Origin of the sequence: Mesorhizobium sp. M0437 (genome assembly GCF_040321335.1) — a bacterium.
Taxonomy (GTDB): domain Bacteria; phylum Pseudomonadota; class Alphaproteobacteria; order Rhizobiales; family Rhizobiaceae; genus Mesorhizobium.
This window is the reverse complement of the sequence record NZ_JAMYRK010000004.1, coordinates 75,725-91,240: the sequence shown is the minus strand read 5'-3', so window position 1 is coordinate 91,240 and position 15,516 is coordinate 75,725. Positions and strand designations below refer to the sequence as shown.

The 15,516-nt window shown below is 63.7% G+C and carries 15 protein-coding genes; 8 read left to right on the top strand and 7 right to left on the bottom strand.

The window, feature by feature from the left end; translation table 11 throughout:
* Positions 1-7 precede the first annotated feature (7 nt).
* A complete protein-coding gene (locus NKI72_RS04120) occupies positions 8-907 on the bottom strand; it encodes an MBL fold metallo-hydrolase (protein ID WP_352834971.1) in 900 nt (299 codons plus the stop codon).
* A gap of 503 nt (positions 908-1,410) precedes the next feature.
* On the opposite strand from NKI72_RS04120, the gene NKI72_RS04115 reads away from it, so the two are divergent.
* The gene (locus tag NKI72_RS04115; RefSeq protein ID WP_352469662.1) at positions 1,411-2,328 is read left to right on the top strand and encodes a LysR family transcriptional regulator; all 918 of its coding nucleotides are present in this window, start codon (positions 1,411-1,413) and stop codon (positions 2,326-2,328) included.
* Between the two features lie 293 nt (positions 2,329-2,621).
* Here the strand turns inward: NKI72_RS04115 and NKI72_RS04110 are convergent, their stop codons facing one another.
* Positions 2,622-3,368 (bottom strand): IclR family transcriptional regulator, encoded by a 747-nt coding sequence (locus NKI72_RS04110; protein WP_352834973.1) that lies wholly within the window; start codon positions 3,366-3,368, stop codon positions 2,622-2,624.
* 156 nt (positions 3,369-3,524) lie between these two features.
* Between NKI72_RS04110 and NKI72_RS04105 the strand changes: the two genes are divergently transcribed.
* From NKI72_RS04105 to NKI72_RS04095, 3 genes are read left to right on the top strand one after another with little or no spacing between them, the layout of a single operon-like run.
* On the top strand, positions 3,525-4,916 hold the full coding sequence (locus tag NKI72_RS04105; RefSeq protein WP_352767491.1) for a transaminase: 1,392 nt from the start codon (positions 3,525-3,527) through the stop codon (positions 4,914-4,916).
* 3 nt (positions 4,917-4,919) lie between these two features.
* Positions 4,920-5,717, top strand: coding sequence for an SDR family oxidoreductase (locus NKI72_RS04100; RefSeq protein ID WP_352767489.1), 798 nt, complete (start codon positions 4,920-4,922; stop codon positions 5,715-5,717).
* Complete coding sequence (locus tag NKI72_RS04095) at positions 5,714-6,487, top strand: SDR family NAD(P)-dependent oxidoreductase (RefSeq protein ID WP_352767268.1); 774 nt, start codon at positions 5,714-5,716, stop codon at positions 6,485-6,487. Before NKI72_RS04100 ends, NKI72_RS04095 begins: the two co-directional genes overlap by 4 nt.
* A 493-nt stretch (positions 6,488-6,980) precedes the next feature.
* Here the strand turns inward: NKI72_RS04095 and NKI72_RS04090 are convergent, their stop codons facing one another.
* Positions 6,981-7,355: a glutathione S-transferase N-terminal domain-containing protein gene (locus NKI72_RS04090; protein ID WP_352767487.1), complete on the bottom strand. Its 375-nt coding sequence runs from the start codon at positions 7,353-7,355 to the stop codon at positions 6,981-6,983.
* Positions 7,356-7,493: 138 nt separating this feature from the next.
* On the bottom strand, positions 7,494-8,363 hold the full coding sequence (locus NKI72_RS04085; RefSeq protein WP_352469670.1) for an NmrA/HSCARG family protein: 870 nt from the start codon (positions 8,361-8,363) through the stop codon (positions 7,494-7,496).
* A gap of 101 nt (positions 8,364-8,464) precedes the next feature.
* Between NKI72_RS04085 and NKI72_RS04080 the strand changes: the two genes are divergently transcribed.
* Positions 8,465-9,358, top strand: a complete 894-nt coding sequence (locus NKI72_RS04080) for a LysR family transcriptional regulator (protein WP_352767274.1) — start codon at positions 8,465-8,467, stop codon at positions 9,356-9,358.
* 128 nt (positions 9,359-9,486) lie between these two features.
* On the opposite strand, the gene NKI72_RS04075 is transcribed toward NKI72_RS04080, so the two are convergent.
* The 3 genes from NKI72_RS04075 to NKI72_RS04065 form a co-directional block, all read right to left on the bottom strand.
* Positions 9,487-10,548, bottom strand: coding sequence for an alkene reductase (locus NKI72_RS04075; protein ID WP_352469672.1), 1,062 nt, complete (start codon positions 10,546-10,548; stop codon positions 9,487-9,489).
* Between the two features lie 32 nt (positions 10,549-10,580).
* The gene (locus NKI72_RS04070; RefSeq protein WP_352818417.1) at positions 10,581-11,561 is read right to left on the bottom strand and encodes an NADP-dependent oxidoreductase; all 981 of its coding nucleotides are present in this window, start codon (positions 11,559-11,561) and stop codon (positions 10,581-10,583) included.
* A gap of 418 nt (positions 11,562-11,979) precedes the next feature.
* Positions 11,980-12,846: a LysR family transcriptional regulator gene (locus NKI72_RS04065; protein ID WP_352539260.1), complete on the bottom strand. Its 867-nt coding sequence runs from the start codon at positions 12,844-12,846 to the stop codon at positions 11,980-11,982.
* Positions 12,847-12,972: 126 nt separating this feature from the next.
* Here NKI72_RS04065 and NKI72_RS04060 point away from each other — a divergent pair, with 126 nt between their 5' ends.
* From NKI72_RS04060 to NKI72_RS04050, 3 genes are all read left to right on the top strand, one after another.
* Positions 12,973-13,593, top strand: coding sequence for an isochorismatase family protein (locus NKI72_RS04060; RefSeq protein WP_352767278.1), 621 nt, complete (start codon positions 12,973-12,975; stop codon positions 13,591-13,593).
* Between the two features lie 145 nt (positions 13,594-13,738).
* Positions 13,739-14,164 (top strand): DoxX family protein, encoded by a 426-nt coding sequence (locus NKI72_RS04055; protein WP_352834978.1) that lies wholly within the window; start codon positions 13,739-13,741, stop codon positions 14,162-14,164.
* A 98-nt stretch (positions 14,165-14,262) separates the two neighbouring features.
* Entirely contained in the window at positions 14,263-15,489 is a 1,227-nt protein-coding gene (locus NKI72_RS04050) for a CE1758 family FMN-dependent luciferase-like monooxygenase (RefSeq protein WP_352834981.1), read from the top strand.
* Positions 15,490-15,516: the final 27 nt, after the last annotated feature.

The window sequence follows — 15,516 nt, the reverse complement described above, 5'->3', positions numbered from 1 at the left end:
GCTCATCTCAGCCCCACTTCATCTCGCCCTTCGCGACCTTCGAGCCGATGTCGAGGGCGACGCCCATGCCGAGGCCTGGGAAGCGGGCCTCCATCGCGCTCTTCAGCGCCGCGGCGTCCGCGGCCTTGGCGAGTTCCTGCTCGAAGGCCAGAAGATAGGTCTTGGTGTATTCGACAGCGGAGATGTCGACCGGCGACTCAGGCGTCATGTGCCCCGGCACGACGACGGTCGGCTTGCGCGCTGCGATCTTGTCGAGATTGGCAATCCAGGCCGCGCGTGATTCCCTGGTCGGGGTGTCGGCGGTCCAAACATGAACGCCGGCGAAGACCAGGACGCCGCCAAACACCGCGTTCAGCGAGGGCGCCCAGAGATAGCGGCGATTAGCGAGGCCCTCGGCGGCGACGAACTCCACCGTCTCACCATCCACAGTCAGTGACGGACCGTCAAACGCATCGGGCAGGACGATGTCGGCCAGCGTCTGCGGACCGTTCTCCTTCAGTTGGGGTCCCCATACATCGAGCTTCTTCTTGACCGACGCCTTGATCGCGGCAACCGTGTCCGAGGCGGCGACGACCTTGGCCTCGGGGAATGCCTCACGCACCGGCTTCAGGCCGAAATAGTAGTCCGGGTCCGACTGGCTGACATAGATCGTGGTCAGTTTCTTGCCGCTGGCCTTGATCTCTCCGGCCAGCGCGCGGCCGTCCGGATAGGTGAAGCCGCCGTCGATCAGCAGCGCCTCGGTGGCACCGGAAAGCAGGACGGGGGCGCGGAAAAAACCGTTTGGGCCGGCCGGGAAATGCTTCCAGGCAAGTCCGGTTCCAGCCGCACGGCCGATATCGTCAGGGGCGAAGACGGCAGCGGCGCTGATGGCAAATGTGGTTTTCATGACTTGTCTCCTCGTAAGCATGTGGGTGTCCTCTCGGATTGGATGGCGCTGAAGAAATCGGGCTGCGCGCGATATTGAGATCGAGTCGGCCGGGTCCAGCCGCCGGATAAATTCAGGAAGCTCAGATAGGGCCGAGTGATCGTGGTGTGGACGATACCGTTCTCGCAGTCCCCGACATGGACCCACGGTCGTACCGGCAACCTCGGTCCAGACCATGAACATCCCTGGCCGAACTTCCAGCGCCCGGTCGCGGACGGCCTTTACCTTGGCGAATTTGACCGCCTCCGCGGGGGCAAGCGCATGAAGGCACCTCGGTATCGAACTGCAGATGGAAGGCGAGGTCGCCGAAGCGAGCCTCGTAGACGTGGCCCATTGCGGGAAAAGCCTCGATCGTCACTCTGCTTTTCCTCCTGCGCGGACCCGGTTGCCCGACGCACAGAAGGATGGACCGTTTCGATTGGACGATAAATATCGATGAATTGGATTCAATGTGAGGTATAAGCGCACAATCGGAGCAGGCGAGCATGGAAGCAATCAACCTCAACAGACTGGCGTACTTCGCGGCCGTGGTGGACATGGGCTCGTTCACTCGCGCGGCCGATCGGCTAGGCGTCAACAAGACAGTCGTCAGTCAACAGGTTGCGCGGCTTGAAGCGGAATTGAAGACAAGCCTGCTGCTGCGCACGACGCGCAGGGTCGAGCCGACCGAGGCAGGCCGGCAGCTTCACGCGCGATGCGTGATGATCCTGAGCGAGGCAGAAGAGGCCTTCGCCGAACTTGCCCAGACCAATGCTCAGCCGTTGGGCGTACTGCGGATCACCGCGTCCAACGATTACGGCGCGATCACCGTCGCGCCACTGGCAGCCGAGTTCTGTCGAATCTATCCGGCATGCCGGGTCGATCTCATCCTCTCGGACGCCAGGATGGATCTGGTCGCCAACCAGATCGACCTTTCGATTCGCGTAGGTTGGCTTACCGACTCCAGCCTGCAGGCGCGCCGGATCAGCTCATTCCGGCAATTTCTGGTCGCCGCGCCCGACATAGCCGGAGACTTGTCCCCGAGCGAGCCCGAGGAACTGTCCGGCCTCCCCTTTGTCGCGAATGTCGCGCTGAAGGAGCCGCTGGTGTGGCGGTTTACCCGGGGGGATCATGAACTGCGGACAGTCCGCATGAAGCCCGGCATGACGATCAACAGCACCCCGGCCGTGCTGGAGGCAACCCTAGCGGGCGCCGGTATGTCGATCCTTCCCGATTTTCTTGTCGGCGATCATATGGCGGCTGGCCGGCTGGTGCCGATTCTGCCTGCCTGGACGCTGCCTACCGGCGGCATCCACGCCGTGTATCCGGCCGGCCGATTCCGCCCGCCCAAGGTTGCACGGTTCGTCGAGATGCTTTCTCAGAACGGCAGGCAGCGGCCTCGAAACCTCTTCCGCAACGGCTGATGTCTGCTCGCGGGCGTCGTCTCGCCACCGTGTACAGCGAAGTCGCCCCGAGTTCCTCTTTCGAGAAAGTCCGTCCAACGCCCTGAGCGTGTTCCGACCAGCCGGTCGAACCGATCGGAAACTGATCTTTGGGCAGCAGAAATCTGACCGCCGGCTATATGAGCCGCTCGCGGCATTGCGCGAGCGTCTTCGCTCTGCGGATATCCGGGCGGAGGGCAGCCGCTCGTTCCGCCCGATTTTGCGAGATTATGGCGCAAGGGCATGCCCGATGCATCCGTCGCGGAGATGCAAGGCTAAGGTTCGCCGGTGAGACGCGCCGTGATCAACCGTGCTGCCTTGATTGCTGCCCTGCCCTGTGTGGCTGCGGTCGCGTCGTCGACGCGTGAGACGGGCGAAGCCACCGCCAAGGTGCCGATCGGCTGGCCGTCAGCGCCGAGGATCGCCGCGGCGATGCTGTGCACGCCTTCCTCATAGCCCTGTGCGCTGCGAGAGTAACCGCGCGTGGCGGCAAGCCGTATCGCCTCCACAACCTTGTCCGGCCGCGTCACCGTATGCCGGGTGAACACCTGCAGCGGCTTTTTGAAATAGGCGCCGACCACATCCGGGCTTGAAGCGGCCAGGAAGGCGACGCCGGACGCTGTGCCGTGCAGCGGCAGCACCTGGCCAACATCGACATTGACGCGGTTGGCCTTGGTGGAAAGCTCAACATGGACGGTCAGCAGCGCCCCGGCGCTGAATTCCGACAGATGCACGGTCTCGCCGGTTTCGAGCGAAAGCTCTCGCGCCACAGGCGCCGCGACGCGGACGAAGGGGAAATGTGCGTCGCGAATGCGGGCCAGCCGCGACAGGCCGGCGCCCAGCCGGTAGCGGCGACCCTTCGGCTCCTGCTCGATCAGCCGGTGGTTGGAAAGCGCTAGCAGCAGGCGCCTTGCGGTGGCTTTGTCGAGACCGGCCTTGCGGGCGAGGTCGGAGAGGCCGATCTCCGGTTCACCCACCGTGAACAGCTCCAGCAGCGAAACCGCCTTGCCGACTGTGCTCATTATCGATTCTCCGAGATACTTCGCGTGTGAATTAACTTGACAGCAGCCGACCCGCCTTGCAGTCTATAACATACAAAATGCTGGTTCAAATAGTGAACCAGATTGGAACGCGCGCGCCCCAAAATAATCGCGCGGCAGGGAGAGTTAAGCGCTGTGATGGCTGCCAGCAGAAGCGATTCGCATTCAACGACCATTGGTGAGCTGCTCGACCGCGAGCAGGCGCGCTTCAGTGACACGCATCCGCGCTCAGCGGCGGCCTGGGAAGAGGGCAAGCAGCGTTTCCTCTATGGCGGACCCTCGCACTGGATGCGGCGCTGGGCCGGCGGCTTCCCGGTTTATGCCGCGTCGGCCAGCGGCGCCCATATAAGAGACATCGACGGTCACGACTATGTCGACTTCGCCCTTGGCGACACTGGCGGCATGTGCGGCCACGCGCCGGAGGCGGTGACTTGCGCCGCACTGCGCCAGTTGCAGAACGGCACAACGATGATGCTGCCCACGGAGGACAGCCTGTGGGTTGGCACTGAGCTGCATCGTCGCTTCGGACTGCCCTACTGGACGCTGACCACCTCGGCCACCGACGCCAATCGCGGCGCCATCCGCATCGCCCGCATGATCACCGGCCGCGACAAGGTGCTGGTTTTTTCCGGCTGCTATCACGGCAGCGTCGAGGAAGCGCATGTCGAGATCCGCGACGGCCGTGTCGGCCTGCGTAACATGATCCATCCCAACGGTGTCGACCATTCGGCCGTATCGAGGGTGGTCGAGTTCAACGATGTCGCTGCGCTCGAAACGGCACTCTCGGCTGGCGACGTCGCCTGCGTGCTGACCGAGCCGCTGATGACCAATTTCGGCATGATCCCGGTCGCCGACGGCTTTCATGACGCCCTGCGCGAGATCACCCGCCGCACCGGCACGGTCTTGATCATTGACGAGACGCATACGATCTCCAGCGGACCCGGCGGTTATTCGTCCGAGCATGGGCTGGAGCCGGACATTCTGGTCGCCGGGAAGGCCATCGCCGGCGGCATTCCGGCCGGCATCTTCGGCGTCTCGCAGGCGATCGCCGAGCGGTTGTGGGCCATCGTGCCGATGGTCAATCCGCGCGTGCGCCAGTCGGCGCATCTCGGCATCGGCGGCACGCTGGCCGGCAACGCACTCACCGTAGCCACGATGCGCGCTGTGCTGGAAGAGGTGCTCACGCCCGCCAACTTCGAAATCATGATCGGCAGAGCCTCGCGGCTGGCGGAGATGGCACGTGGCATCATAAACGCCAATAAGTTGCCGTGGCATGTGACGCAGATCGGCGCCCGCGCCGAGATCATGTTCATGCCCGATCCGCCGCGGAACGGCGCCGACGTCATCGCCGGCCGGCGCGGCGATCTCGAGACGCTGCTGCACGCCTTCTACATGAACGAGGGCATATTGGTGACGCCCTTCCACACCATGTTCCTGATGTGTCCGGCGACGACCGAGGCCGATGTCGACCGCCACGCCGAGGTCTTCACCCGTTTCATTGATCTCGTGCGTGGCGCCGGAGTCGTCTGAGCGATGGCGAAACCATTCGATCTCAGCGGCAAGGTGGCGCTGGTGACCGGCGGCGGACGCGGCATCGGTGCTGCGATCGTGACCCGCTTCGCCGAGGCCGGTGCTAGTGTCGTCATCGCCAATCGAACGTTCGATATGGCAAAAGCGCTGACCGCCGAATTGTCCGCCCGCAAGCTGGATGTTCGTGCGGTTCCGCTTGCTGGGCTCGACCGCGCCAGGCTGCACGCACTGGTCGGCGACATTGTACGTCAGGCGAGCCGGCTCGACATCGTCGTCCACAATGCCGGCGGCTGTCCCTGGGCCTCGATTGAGGATCTTGACGAGGACAAGCTCGATGAAGCGCTGGCGCTTAACCTCAAGCCTTGCTTCTGGCTGGCGCAGGCAGCAGTTCCGGTGATGCGCAAGAACGGCTTCGGCCGCATCCTTGTCACCTCTTCAGTGTCGGCGCGCTTGGCGATGGCCGGCGGCGCGCATTACTCGGCCGCCAAGGCCGGCGTCAACGCCTTCATTCGGGGTGCCGCCTTCGAATTCGCGCGCGACGGCATTACCGTCAACGGTGTCGAGCCGGGCTTCATAGCCAAGCCGGGTAGGGGCACGATGAGCGCGCCGGAAGTTGCCGGGCGCCTCGGCCAACACATCCCCGTTGGCCATCTCGGCGAGGCGGACGACATTGCCTATGCCATGCTCTACCTCGCCTCGGAGCAGGCCAAATACACCACCGGCCAGACGATCGTCGTCGACGGCGGCTCAACGCTGCCGGAAACCGGCTTCGCCGTCGAGCGCCATTGGGGGCTGACATGAGCCGATGCCTCGAAGGCCGCAAGGCGCTGATCACCGGTGCTGCCACCGGAATGGGCCGCGCCACTGCCGAATTGTTCGGCCGGCACGGCGCCGAAGTCATCGCCTTCGGCCTCGGCGGTGAGGGACTGGACGGCGCCGTCAAGGCGAGCGGCGGTGCCGCCGTGCTCGGCGACATCACTAGCGCAGACGATGTCGCACGTGCTATCGACGCCTGCGGCGGGTGTCTTGATATCGTCGTTAACGCCGCCGGAGTGATGATCCTCGACGAGCCGGAGAGCCTGAGCGATGAGACCTGGGCGCGCAGCTTTGCGGTCAATGTGACGGGCGCCATGATGGTCTGCCGCGCCGCACTGCCGCTCATGAAAAAGCGCGGCGGCGCGATCGTCAACATCGCCTCCGTCGGCGCCTTCAACGCCAGCGGCCAAAATGCCGCCTATTCGGCTAGCAAGGCAGCACTCGTCTCCTACACCCGCTCGCTCGCCTTTGCACATGGCCCCGACGGCATCCGCGCCAACGCGTTGGCGCCTGGCTGGGTGCGCACGCCGATGAGCGTCTACGAAATGGAAGTGGCGGCAGCGGCCAACGGCTCGACGCCCGACGAGGAGTTCACCGCGCTCACCGGCCGTATTGCGCTCAGGCGTGTTGCCGAGCCGTCCGAGATCGCCAACTGCTGTCTGTTCCTGGCTTCCGATGCCGCCTCCTTCGTCACCGGCGCTGTGCTCGTCGCCGACGGCGGCGGCCGTGCACCAACGCAAAACAGGGCAGTGTGATGCGACCTGACCAGTGAGGCTCGTCACAGGCGAATGGCCAGGATACTGGCGCTCTGATAAGCGGCGCCACTTGTCTCACGCTGCTGCCTCTACCGACATTCAGATAGGGAAGACCGCGTTGATTTGCCCCGCCGCGCTTTTGGCTGCAATTCAGGCAGCCACGATGGCGCCAACGGTCGAACAGGCCAGGACTTGCTTTACACCCGCGTTCATAAACACTCAGAACGCGCGGCGATGGCAGGAATGGTCGATATGGTCGCGCGGATTGCCGTGCGAATACATGCACAACGCGCGTTTCGCTTTGCCTTCCGCGGTAATCGAGGCATCTGAACAGAAAGCATATCCGACAATATTGCCGCGGACTGCCTTCCGGACGCCCACATAGGTGAACAAGTACGCTCCCGTGGTGAACCCGACCCAAAGCGCTTCTCCCACTGGCGAAGAGACTGCACCATCAAGGTCCGGTGTCAAACACCCAGTTTCGAACCGGCTCTCAGACCGCCTGCTGCTTGAGCCGCATGTTCTCGCGGTACAGGCTGATGTGGTCCTTGAAAATACCGCCTACATAATCCTGGAAGGTCGGCAGCGTCGCGATGTCGATGGCGGCGCCCTTGGCAAACCAGGCGATGATCTCGTCGGATTCCGTCATATACTGTCCCGGCGTTAGCTCGACAGTTGGAAAGCCGACCTTGGGCAGGTGCGCGGCGAGCTTCTCTGTGATCTGGCACTTCTCTTTGCTGCCCTGTTCGACCAGCCGGATGTCGACCTGGTCGAGCAGTCTCGCCTCAAGCAGGAACACGCGAACCTTCATGCAGAACGGGCAGCCATGGAGCAGGTAGACGATGGGCTTGAACACGGTATTGGTCATGGCAAATGCCTTTTGCCGGATGCACTGCGGGTTGGCCGTGGGGCGGCTATGCGCGCTCGAATATGCCGCCGCATGACCCCGTTCGGCCGCCGGCGTTGCAAGCGCACCGGCAGGCCGATATTCAGACATGCGGAATGATCAAGCCAAAACAGCGATTTCCGCTGCGAAGTCGCGATAGGAGCGCAGCGGGCGACCCAGCATGCCGGTCAATCGATCAACATCCCCTGCCTCAGGGACCATGCCAACCACAAGGAAGCGCTCGGCCATGAGACGCATGTCGAGCGCCATCCAGCTCGGTGCGTAATTTCGGAGGTTTTGCTCGAACCCAGCGGTATCGTCGCCGCCATAGTGGATCGTCCGCCCAAGAACATTCGACCAGATGGCGGCGACATCGGCACCGGTCAGCGTGTCGGGACCAACGACATTGATCCGCTTGAGAGGAAGCGGCTCGCTTGCCTGCTCACGGCGAACCAGCTCGATGGCTGCGATCTCACCGAGATCGCGCGCGTCGACCATCGCGATGCCTTTGTCACCGATCGGCATCGGATAGACACCGTGACCGAGCACCACGTCCTTCACCGAATAGTCGTTGTTGATGAAGTATGCAGGCCGCAGGATGGTGGCGTTGAAGCCCAGCTGCTCCAGCATGCGTTCGACACTGAACTTACCGGCGAAATGCGGCACGTTCACGTAGATGTCGCTGTGAAGCACGGACAGATAGACGATCCGCTTGATCCCGGCCTCATGGGCCAGATTGAGGGCGATCAGCGCCTGGGTAAACTCGTCGGGCACCACGGCGTTGAGCAAGAACAGGGTGGACACGCCCGAGAAGGCCGTGCGCAGCGCATCGACGTCAAGCAGATCGCCTTCGGCGAGGGCAACGGCGGCTGGTAAATTGGCCTTCGAGGGATCGCGGACGAGCGCGCGCACATTAGCGCCGCGCTTGATGAGCTGATCGACGACATTGCGGCCGACGGTTCCGGTTGCACCGGTGACGAGGATAGTCATGTGGTCACTCCTGCTTTTATCAGATCGTTAGCGCTATTTAGGAGTCCACAAACGCACCGGAAGCTGCCATTTGTAGACACCCTGTCTCACTGGTGGAACACATGGACCTGCTCGCCCTAGCCGACTTCAATCTGGTTGCACGTCATGGTGGATTCGGGCGAGCCGCGCGCGCCACAGGGCGCCCCAAGGCGACGCTCTCGCGGCGCGCCGCAGAACTGGAGAATAGCTTGGGCCTACGCTTGTTCGAGCGCGGGGCGCGTGCCCTGAAGCTCACGCAGGAGGGAAAGGACCTGCATGAGCGAACCAGTCGCTTGCTGACGGAAGTGGAGGAGACGGCCGCAGCGATTGCGTCGGGAGACCGGGAACCGCGTGGAAATTTGCGGATCAGTGCACCGTTGCTCTTCTCTCAACTTGCGATGGGTAAGCTGGCGGCAGGCTTCTCGCTCAAATATCCCGACGTTATCCTTGAAGTCACGACCGAAGACCGTGCAGTCGACATGGTCGAAGAAGGGTATGACCTGGCCATTCGCGTCAATCCGCGTTCCGATGAAAGCCTGGTGGGACGGGTCTTCATGCGTGATCGGCTTGTGATCGTGGCGAGCCCGCAAGTGGCGAGACCGCGAGACGGAGACGCCGCTCCCGCTGTCGTGCGGAGCTCGGACAGAGGACTCTCGTTGTGGAATATCAAACCGGACACGGGGCCGACGACGATCGCGTTCACCCCGGTGCTCAGCCTGTCGTCGCTCATCATGGTTCGCGATGCGGTCGTCATGGGCGTGGGTGCGGCACGGTTGCCGGTATCGCTCGTGAGTCATGATCTGGCCGCCGGCACATTGGTGCATTGGGGGGACGTGGATGGTCCGGATACGGCCCTGTGGACGCTCTACCCGTCGCGGCGCCTGTTGAATGCCCGCGTTTCCGCCTTTCTCGACCATCTGAGAGGAGCGTTCCCAAAAGGAACTCCCGACGAATTGGCAGCGTTCATTCGGATTTGAAGCCGCCACGGTTACCTTCTGTCGGCCAACGCCATCACCCACGTCGCGGGCCAGCTTGATCCAATAACGCAAGCGACGACCGCCAGAAGGTGGCTGCTGCAGTCCGATGAACTACAGCAGCCGACGCATCAGCCCGCAAGCCGCGGATAGTCCGTGTAGCCGGCCGCGCCACCGCCATAGAAGGTGGATGGATCGGGCTCGTTGACGGGCGCGCCCAACCGTAGACGCTCGACGAAGTCGGGATTGGCCAAAGCCCAACGGCCGATCGAGGTCATGTCTGCCTGGCCCGAGACGATGTCCTGGTCCAGGGCTTCGCGTGTGCGGCCAAGCCGCAGCACCATCAGGGTCGTGGGCCACGCACGGCGGATGTCGGCGAGGAACTCGTCGCCCCCGCCATACATCAGATGGAGATAGGCCAGTTTCAGTGGTGCCAGCGCGGCGACCAGTTCGCGATAGAGCGCAGGACTCTCCGGACCTTCATCAAGCCCGCCCAAAGGCAGGCCTGGCGAAAGGCGGATAGCGGTGCGATCGGCGCCGATCTCATCGGCGACAGCCTGCGCCACTTCGACGGCGAACCGAATGCGGTTAGCGATCGGCCCGCCATAGGCGTCGGTCCGGTGATTGGCGTTCGGCGCAAAGAACTGATGGACGATATAGCCGTTGGCGCCGTGAATCTCGACGCCGTCGGCGCCGGCATCGATAGCCAGCCGCGCGGCCCGCCGGAAGTCCTGCACCGTGGCGGCGACTTCCTCGGTCGTCAGCGCGCGCGGCTCGGGGATGGGCTGCATGCCGCTCGCGGTGAACATCTGCTCACCGGGCGCGACGGCCGATGGGGCGACGGGCTGACGGTGATGCGGCGTGTTGTCCGGGTGCGACATGCGGCCGACATGCATGAGCTGCAGGAAGATCTTCGCGCCTTTTGCGTGAACCGCATCGGTGACCTTGCGCCAGCCGGCGACATGTTCGGGTGCGTGGATCCCCGGCGTCGCGAAATAGCCCTGGCCATCGGCCGAGGGTTGCACACCCTCGGTTATCAGCAGGCCAAGGGAGGCGCGCTGGGCGTAGTATTCAGCGGCGTGCTCGCCCGGTACGCCGTTGAACTCGGCACGGCTGCGAGTCATCGGGGCCAAGGCCAGGCGGTGAGGCAGGTCCATTTGGCCCACGCGGACCGGACTCCAGATAGTCGTCATGATAAACTCCTTGAAAGTTGAAAACTTGGTGATCAGCGGGTGAAGTCAGCGACGATCTTGCCGGGTGCGTGGCCGGTGCGATTGCGCTCGATTGCGGAAGCCAAATCATCGAAGCCCGCCACGTCGGCGATCGTCGATCGCAGGGCGCCGATCGCGACCTGCTGGGCGATCGCGGTCAGGCGCGCTGTGTCGGGCCTGTTCGATAAAAAGACGCCGCGGCGGCCTGGCGGCGTACGTGATGCGAGGTCCGTGGCGGCGATGCTTACGAGAAGGCCATCGGGCGACAGGACTGCCCAGGAGCGGTTCACGACCTCACCGCCGACGAGGTCGACGACGAAATCGATGTCGCGCGCAAGCAGCTCGAAGTTCTGCTGCCGATAGTCGATCACCTCGTCCGCGCCGAGCGCCCGGACATGTGGCAGGCTATTGGTCGAGGCCGTGGCAAAGACCGTCGCTCCGGCCGCCTTGGCGAACTGGACGGCAAAGCCGCCCACGCCGCCGGCTGCGCCATGGATCAGCACCCGCCGTCCGGAGAGGTCGAAATCCGCCGCCTGAATGACATGCCAGGCTGTTATCGCCGCGACCGGAATGGCCGCCGCCTCCACGTCGGACAGTGATGCCGGCGTCAGGACGAGCTTCTCGGCGTTGATGACCAGATGGTCGGCGTAGGCTCCGACGCCACCGAGGGCGGCCATAACCCGATCCCCGGGCTTCACGCCTGTGACGCCGGGGCCGGTCCGAAGCACGACGCCGGCCATTTCGATGCCAAGCGTCGCGGGCAGGGTCAGCTTGAAGCGCTCGCGGAGGTAGCCTTCACGGATTTTCCAGTCGATACGGTTTACCGCGGCGGCCTTGACCGACACCAAGACCTCGCCCGGACCCGGCTCGGGCGCGGATACGCTATCGACTGTCAGCGATTCGGGGCCGCCATAGGCTTGAAGACGTAAGGCTCGGCCGTGGGCAAGCGGTTCGGATGTGGAGGCCCCGCGCTTGAGATCAGCGGATTGGATCATGTAGGTTCTCCTTCTTGGCAGAAGGTATGCGTCCGAAATCCGCACCATAAGTCATCGAAATAAGACAGTCTGTCTCGCTGGAGAGACACCTAATGGCCTTCCGGCGTCTCCAATTTCGTATTTGTGGCCTTATCCGTACGGTGCTTTTCGGCCAGGCGGAAAAGCGGTCGACCGACGGCGACCTTGTAGCGGCGCGTGATCGGGCTCGTCGATCATCAGCGCCAGGATCAGATGGGCCATGAGCCAGCTTCGGGCGAGCCGCTCATCGCGTGCTGGAAGCTTATGGGTGCCCATTCCGCTCTTGAGCCGCTTGAAGGCGAGTTCTGCCAGTGTCTCGATCGAATACTAACCATAGCCTTCGCGCCGGGTCCGCAGAGTGCACAGCCGCCGGTCTCCATGGTCCGTCGGGCGCCCGTCCTCAGCCGGCGTGATATTCGAGCATGATGTCGATCAGCGCTCTGACTTTGCGTGGCGGGAAGTCGCCGGGAGGACGCACCACATAAAGCCCTGCCGCGACCACCGTGTGGTCGGCAAGCAGGGGGATGAGCGCACCGGAGGCGATGTGGGGCTCGATCAGGAAATCCGGCAGGGCCGCCACGCCGAGTCCGGCCAGCGCCGCCGAAAGGAGCGCTTCGCCGTTATCCGCCTTGAAACGACCGTGAGGATGGACCGCGATCGTTTTGCCTCCCTCGACGAACCGCCATGCTTCGGTCCCCTGCAACAGGCACTCGTGATCCGCGAGTTGGCCAAGCGTTTGCGGTGCCCCATGCCCGGCGACATAGGCGGGGCTGGCGACAAGCATGCCGGATATGGGCCGAATGCGTCTGGCGATCAGGCTCGAGTCAGGCAGAAATCCCGCCCTGATTCCCGCGTCGAAGCCCTCGGAAATCAGATCCACGAAACGATCGCTGTAGGCTGCATGAACATGCAGCAAGGGATGGCGTCGAGCGAGTTCGGCAAGAACCGGGGCGACAAGCCTCGGCCCGCCAGACAGGGGCGCGGCGATACGCAGCAGCCCGCGCACCGCGCCATCGGGTGCTATTGCATCCTGTGCCGCCTCGAACTCGCCGAGGATGCGAGTGGCGTGGTCGCGGAACGTCGCGCCGGCCTCCGTCAAGGCGGCGCCGCGAGTCGTGCGAGAGAGCAACTGGCTTCCGAGCGTTTCCTCCAGCCGAGCCAATCGGCGGCTGACGACGGATTTTGCGACGCCCAGCCGCCGCGCGGCAGGCGATATGCCTCGCCCCTCCGCGATCTCCACGAAAGTCCTGACGTCCTCAATCTCCATAGCGTTCCGCTTTCAGCAACAATCAATCGCAAAACCGGAGGCTATCTTAAGCCGACAAGGAACGCCATCCTTTGTGGGTCAGTTCATCCGGCATAGCCGCGCCGGACCAACCCCATGGAGAAATAGATGAGCGTGCAAGACGTGTGGAAATACGAAGAATCTGCGCTGGTGCTGATCGACTACCAGCCGGAAATGTTCAGCCAGATCCGATCCGAAACGCCGGCCAACCTGGTCGAGCTCAACGTGCGGCTACTGATCAGGGCTGCACGGGCTTTCGACATGCCCATTATTCTCTCGACGGTCGGTGCAAACATGGGTGTCAACGGCCCCACGGTTCCGGCGATCCTCGCCGAACTGCCCGGCATCGAGGTGATCGATCGCTCGACAATGAACTCGTGGGAAGATCCGGCCTTTCGCGCCGCGGTCGAGAAGACCGGCCGCAAACGGCTGATCATCGGCGCCCTCTGGACCGAGATCTGTCTTGCTTTCCCGGTCATCGATGCGCTCAAGGACGGCCATGACGTGGCTTTCCCGGTCGACGCCGTCGGCGGTCGGTCGCAGCTTGCCCACAGCACGGCGATCCAGCGGCTCACTCATGCCGGGGCGGTCCCCAGTACGGCCTTGGCTGTCGTTACCGAACTCTTCCGCGACTGGGCGGGGCCGGTGGCCGACAAGGCCCGCACGCTGGTGTACTGGTATTACGAGGAGCTTGCGAAGCTGCAGGGTCCGGCCGCAAAGGCCGCCTGAAGCGCCAGGCCGAGCACGGTTGGAGCGGCGGGGAAGCCTCTGACAGGGCCGATTTTTCCCGCCTGTTCTACCGGCAGCACCGGCGAGCCCCGCATAGTCGGCTCTCCCGCCGCCAATTTCCCTATTTTCGAAAAGGACGATCAAAATGAAAACTCAAACCGGCGCCGTTCGCGGCCCCATCAATCGTTGGAGCCTGGCGCTGTGGATCGCACAGGCGCTCCTGGCTCTCCTCTATCTGGCAGCCGGTGGCGCGAAACTGACACAGCCCATCGACGCGCTCGCCGCGAGCATGAGCTTCGTCACCCATGTACCGGAAGCCGTCACACGGCTGATCGGCACTCTCGAAGTGCTGGGCGCTGTCGGTCTCATCCTGCCGGCCGCGACGCGGATCAAGCCTTGGCTGACGCCGCTGGCGGCTGTCGGGCTTTCACTCGTACAGGTGGGGGCGATCATCACGCATGCGCTGCTCGGCGAGACGGCCAAGATGCTGCCCATCAACCTGACGCTGCTCGCCTTGTCCTTGTTCATTGCCTGGGCCCGGCTGCGGAAAGCCAAGATCCCGGCTCGCTGAGCATGGCGAGTCACCAAGAGGGTAGGCCGGCCCGCCACTCGCGGATCACGACCCCTTGACGCAGACATCTACCGACATCGAGCCCCTGGAGCTTCAAAATGCAATTCGGAATCTTCTCTGTCAGCGACGTAACGCGCAACCCGATCACAGGCGTCACGCCGAGCGAGGCGCAGCGGATCGATGCGATCGTCAAGATCGCGAAGCGGGCGGACGAGGTCGGGCTCGATGTCTTCGCCATCGGCGAGCACCACAACCCACCCTTTTTCTCGTCCTCGCCGACGACTCTGCTCGCCCATATCGCCGCGCAGACGCAGCGCATCATCCTCAGCACCGCCGTGACGCTCATCACGACCAATGACCCGGTGAAGATCGCGGAAGACTACGCGATGCTGCAGCATCTCTCGAAGGGGCGGACGGACCTGATGCTCGGCCGCGGGAATACAGTGCCGGTCTATCCCTGGTTTGGGCAGGACATGCGTGACGGCGTCGCACTGGCGCTCGAGAACTACAATCTGCTCCACAAGCTGTGGCGCGAGGACGTTGTCGATTGGCAAGGCAAATTCCGGACCCCGCTGCAAGGCTTCACGTCGATCCCGCGCCCGCTCGACGATGTTCCTCCCTTTGTCTGGCACGGCTCGATCCGCACTCCGGAGATCGCCGAGCAGGCGGCTTTTTACGGGAACGGCTATTTCGCCAACAACATCCTTGCGCCCAACCTGCACTTCCTGCCGCTGGTGAACTTCTACCGCGAGCGGTTCGAGCATTACGGACACGGCACCAAGGAGCAGGCCGTCGTCGGGCTTGGTGGCTATGCCTTCATCGCGAAGCGCTCGCAGGACGCATACGACCGATTCCGGCCCTATTTCGAAGGCAGCCCCATCTACGGAAAGACCTATCGGCTGGAAGAATATTCGCGCGATACGCCGCTCAGTGTTGGCAGCCCGCAGGAGGTCATCGACAGGACGCTGAGCTTCCGGGAAGCCTTCGGCGACTACCAGCGGCAGCTGTGGGTTCTCGACGCCATGGGGCTGCCGCTGGAGATGGCTCTCGAGCAGGTCGAGCTGCTGGGCACTGAGGTGGTGCCCGTGCTCCGCAAGGAGATGGCGGCGCGACGCTCGCCGGGCGCCGCCCTAGCCCCGACGCACCGGAGCCTGGTGGAGGTCAAGTATGGAGACCAGCCGCCGCGCCAGCCGCGCCCAAATGCCAATCGCGGAGACAACCTGACGGACGTCCAGCCGTATCGCGATACTGACGAAAACGTTACAGCGCGCGCCCCGCTGGTCGCGGGGCAGGCTGCGCGGTCCGGCAATGTCGCGAAGCGATAGGCCCCGGTGGTGTCTTCAGGGAAAGGA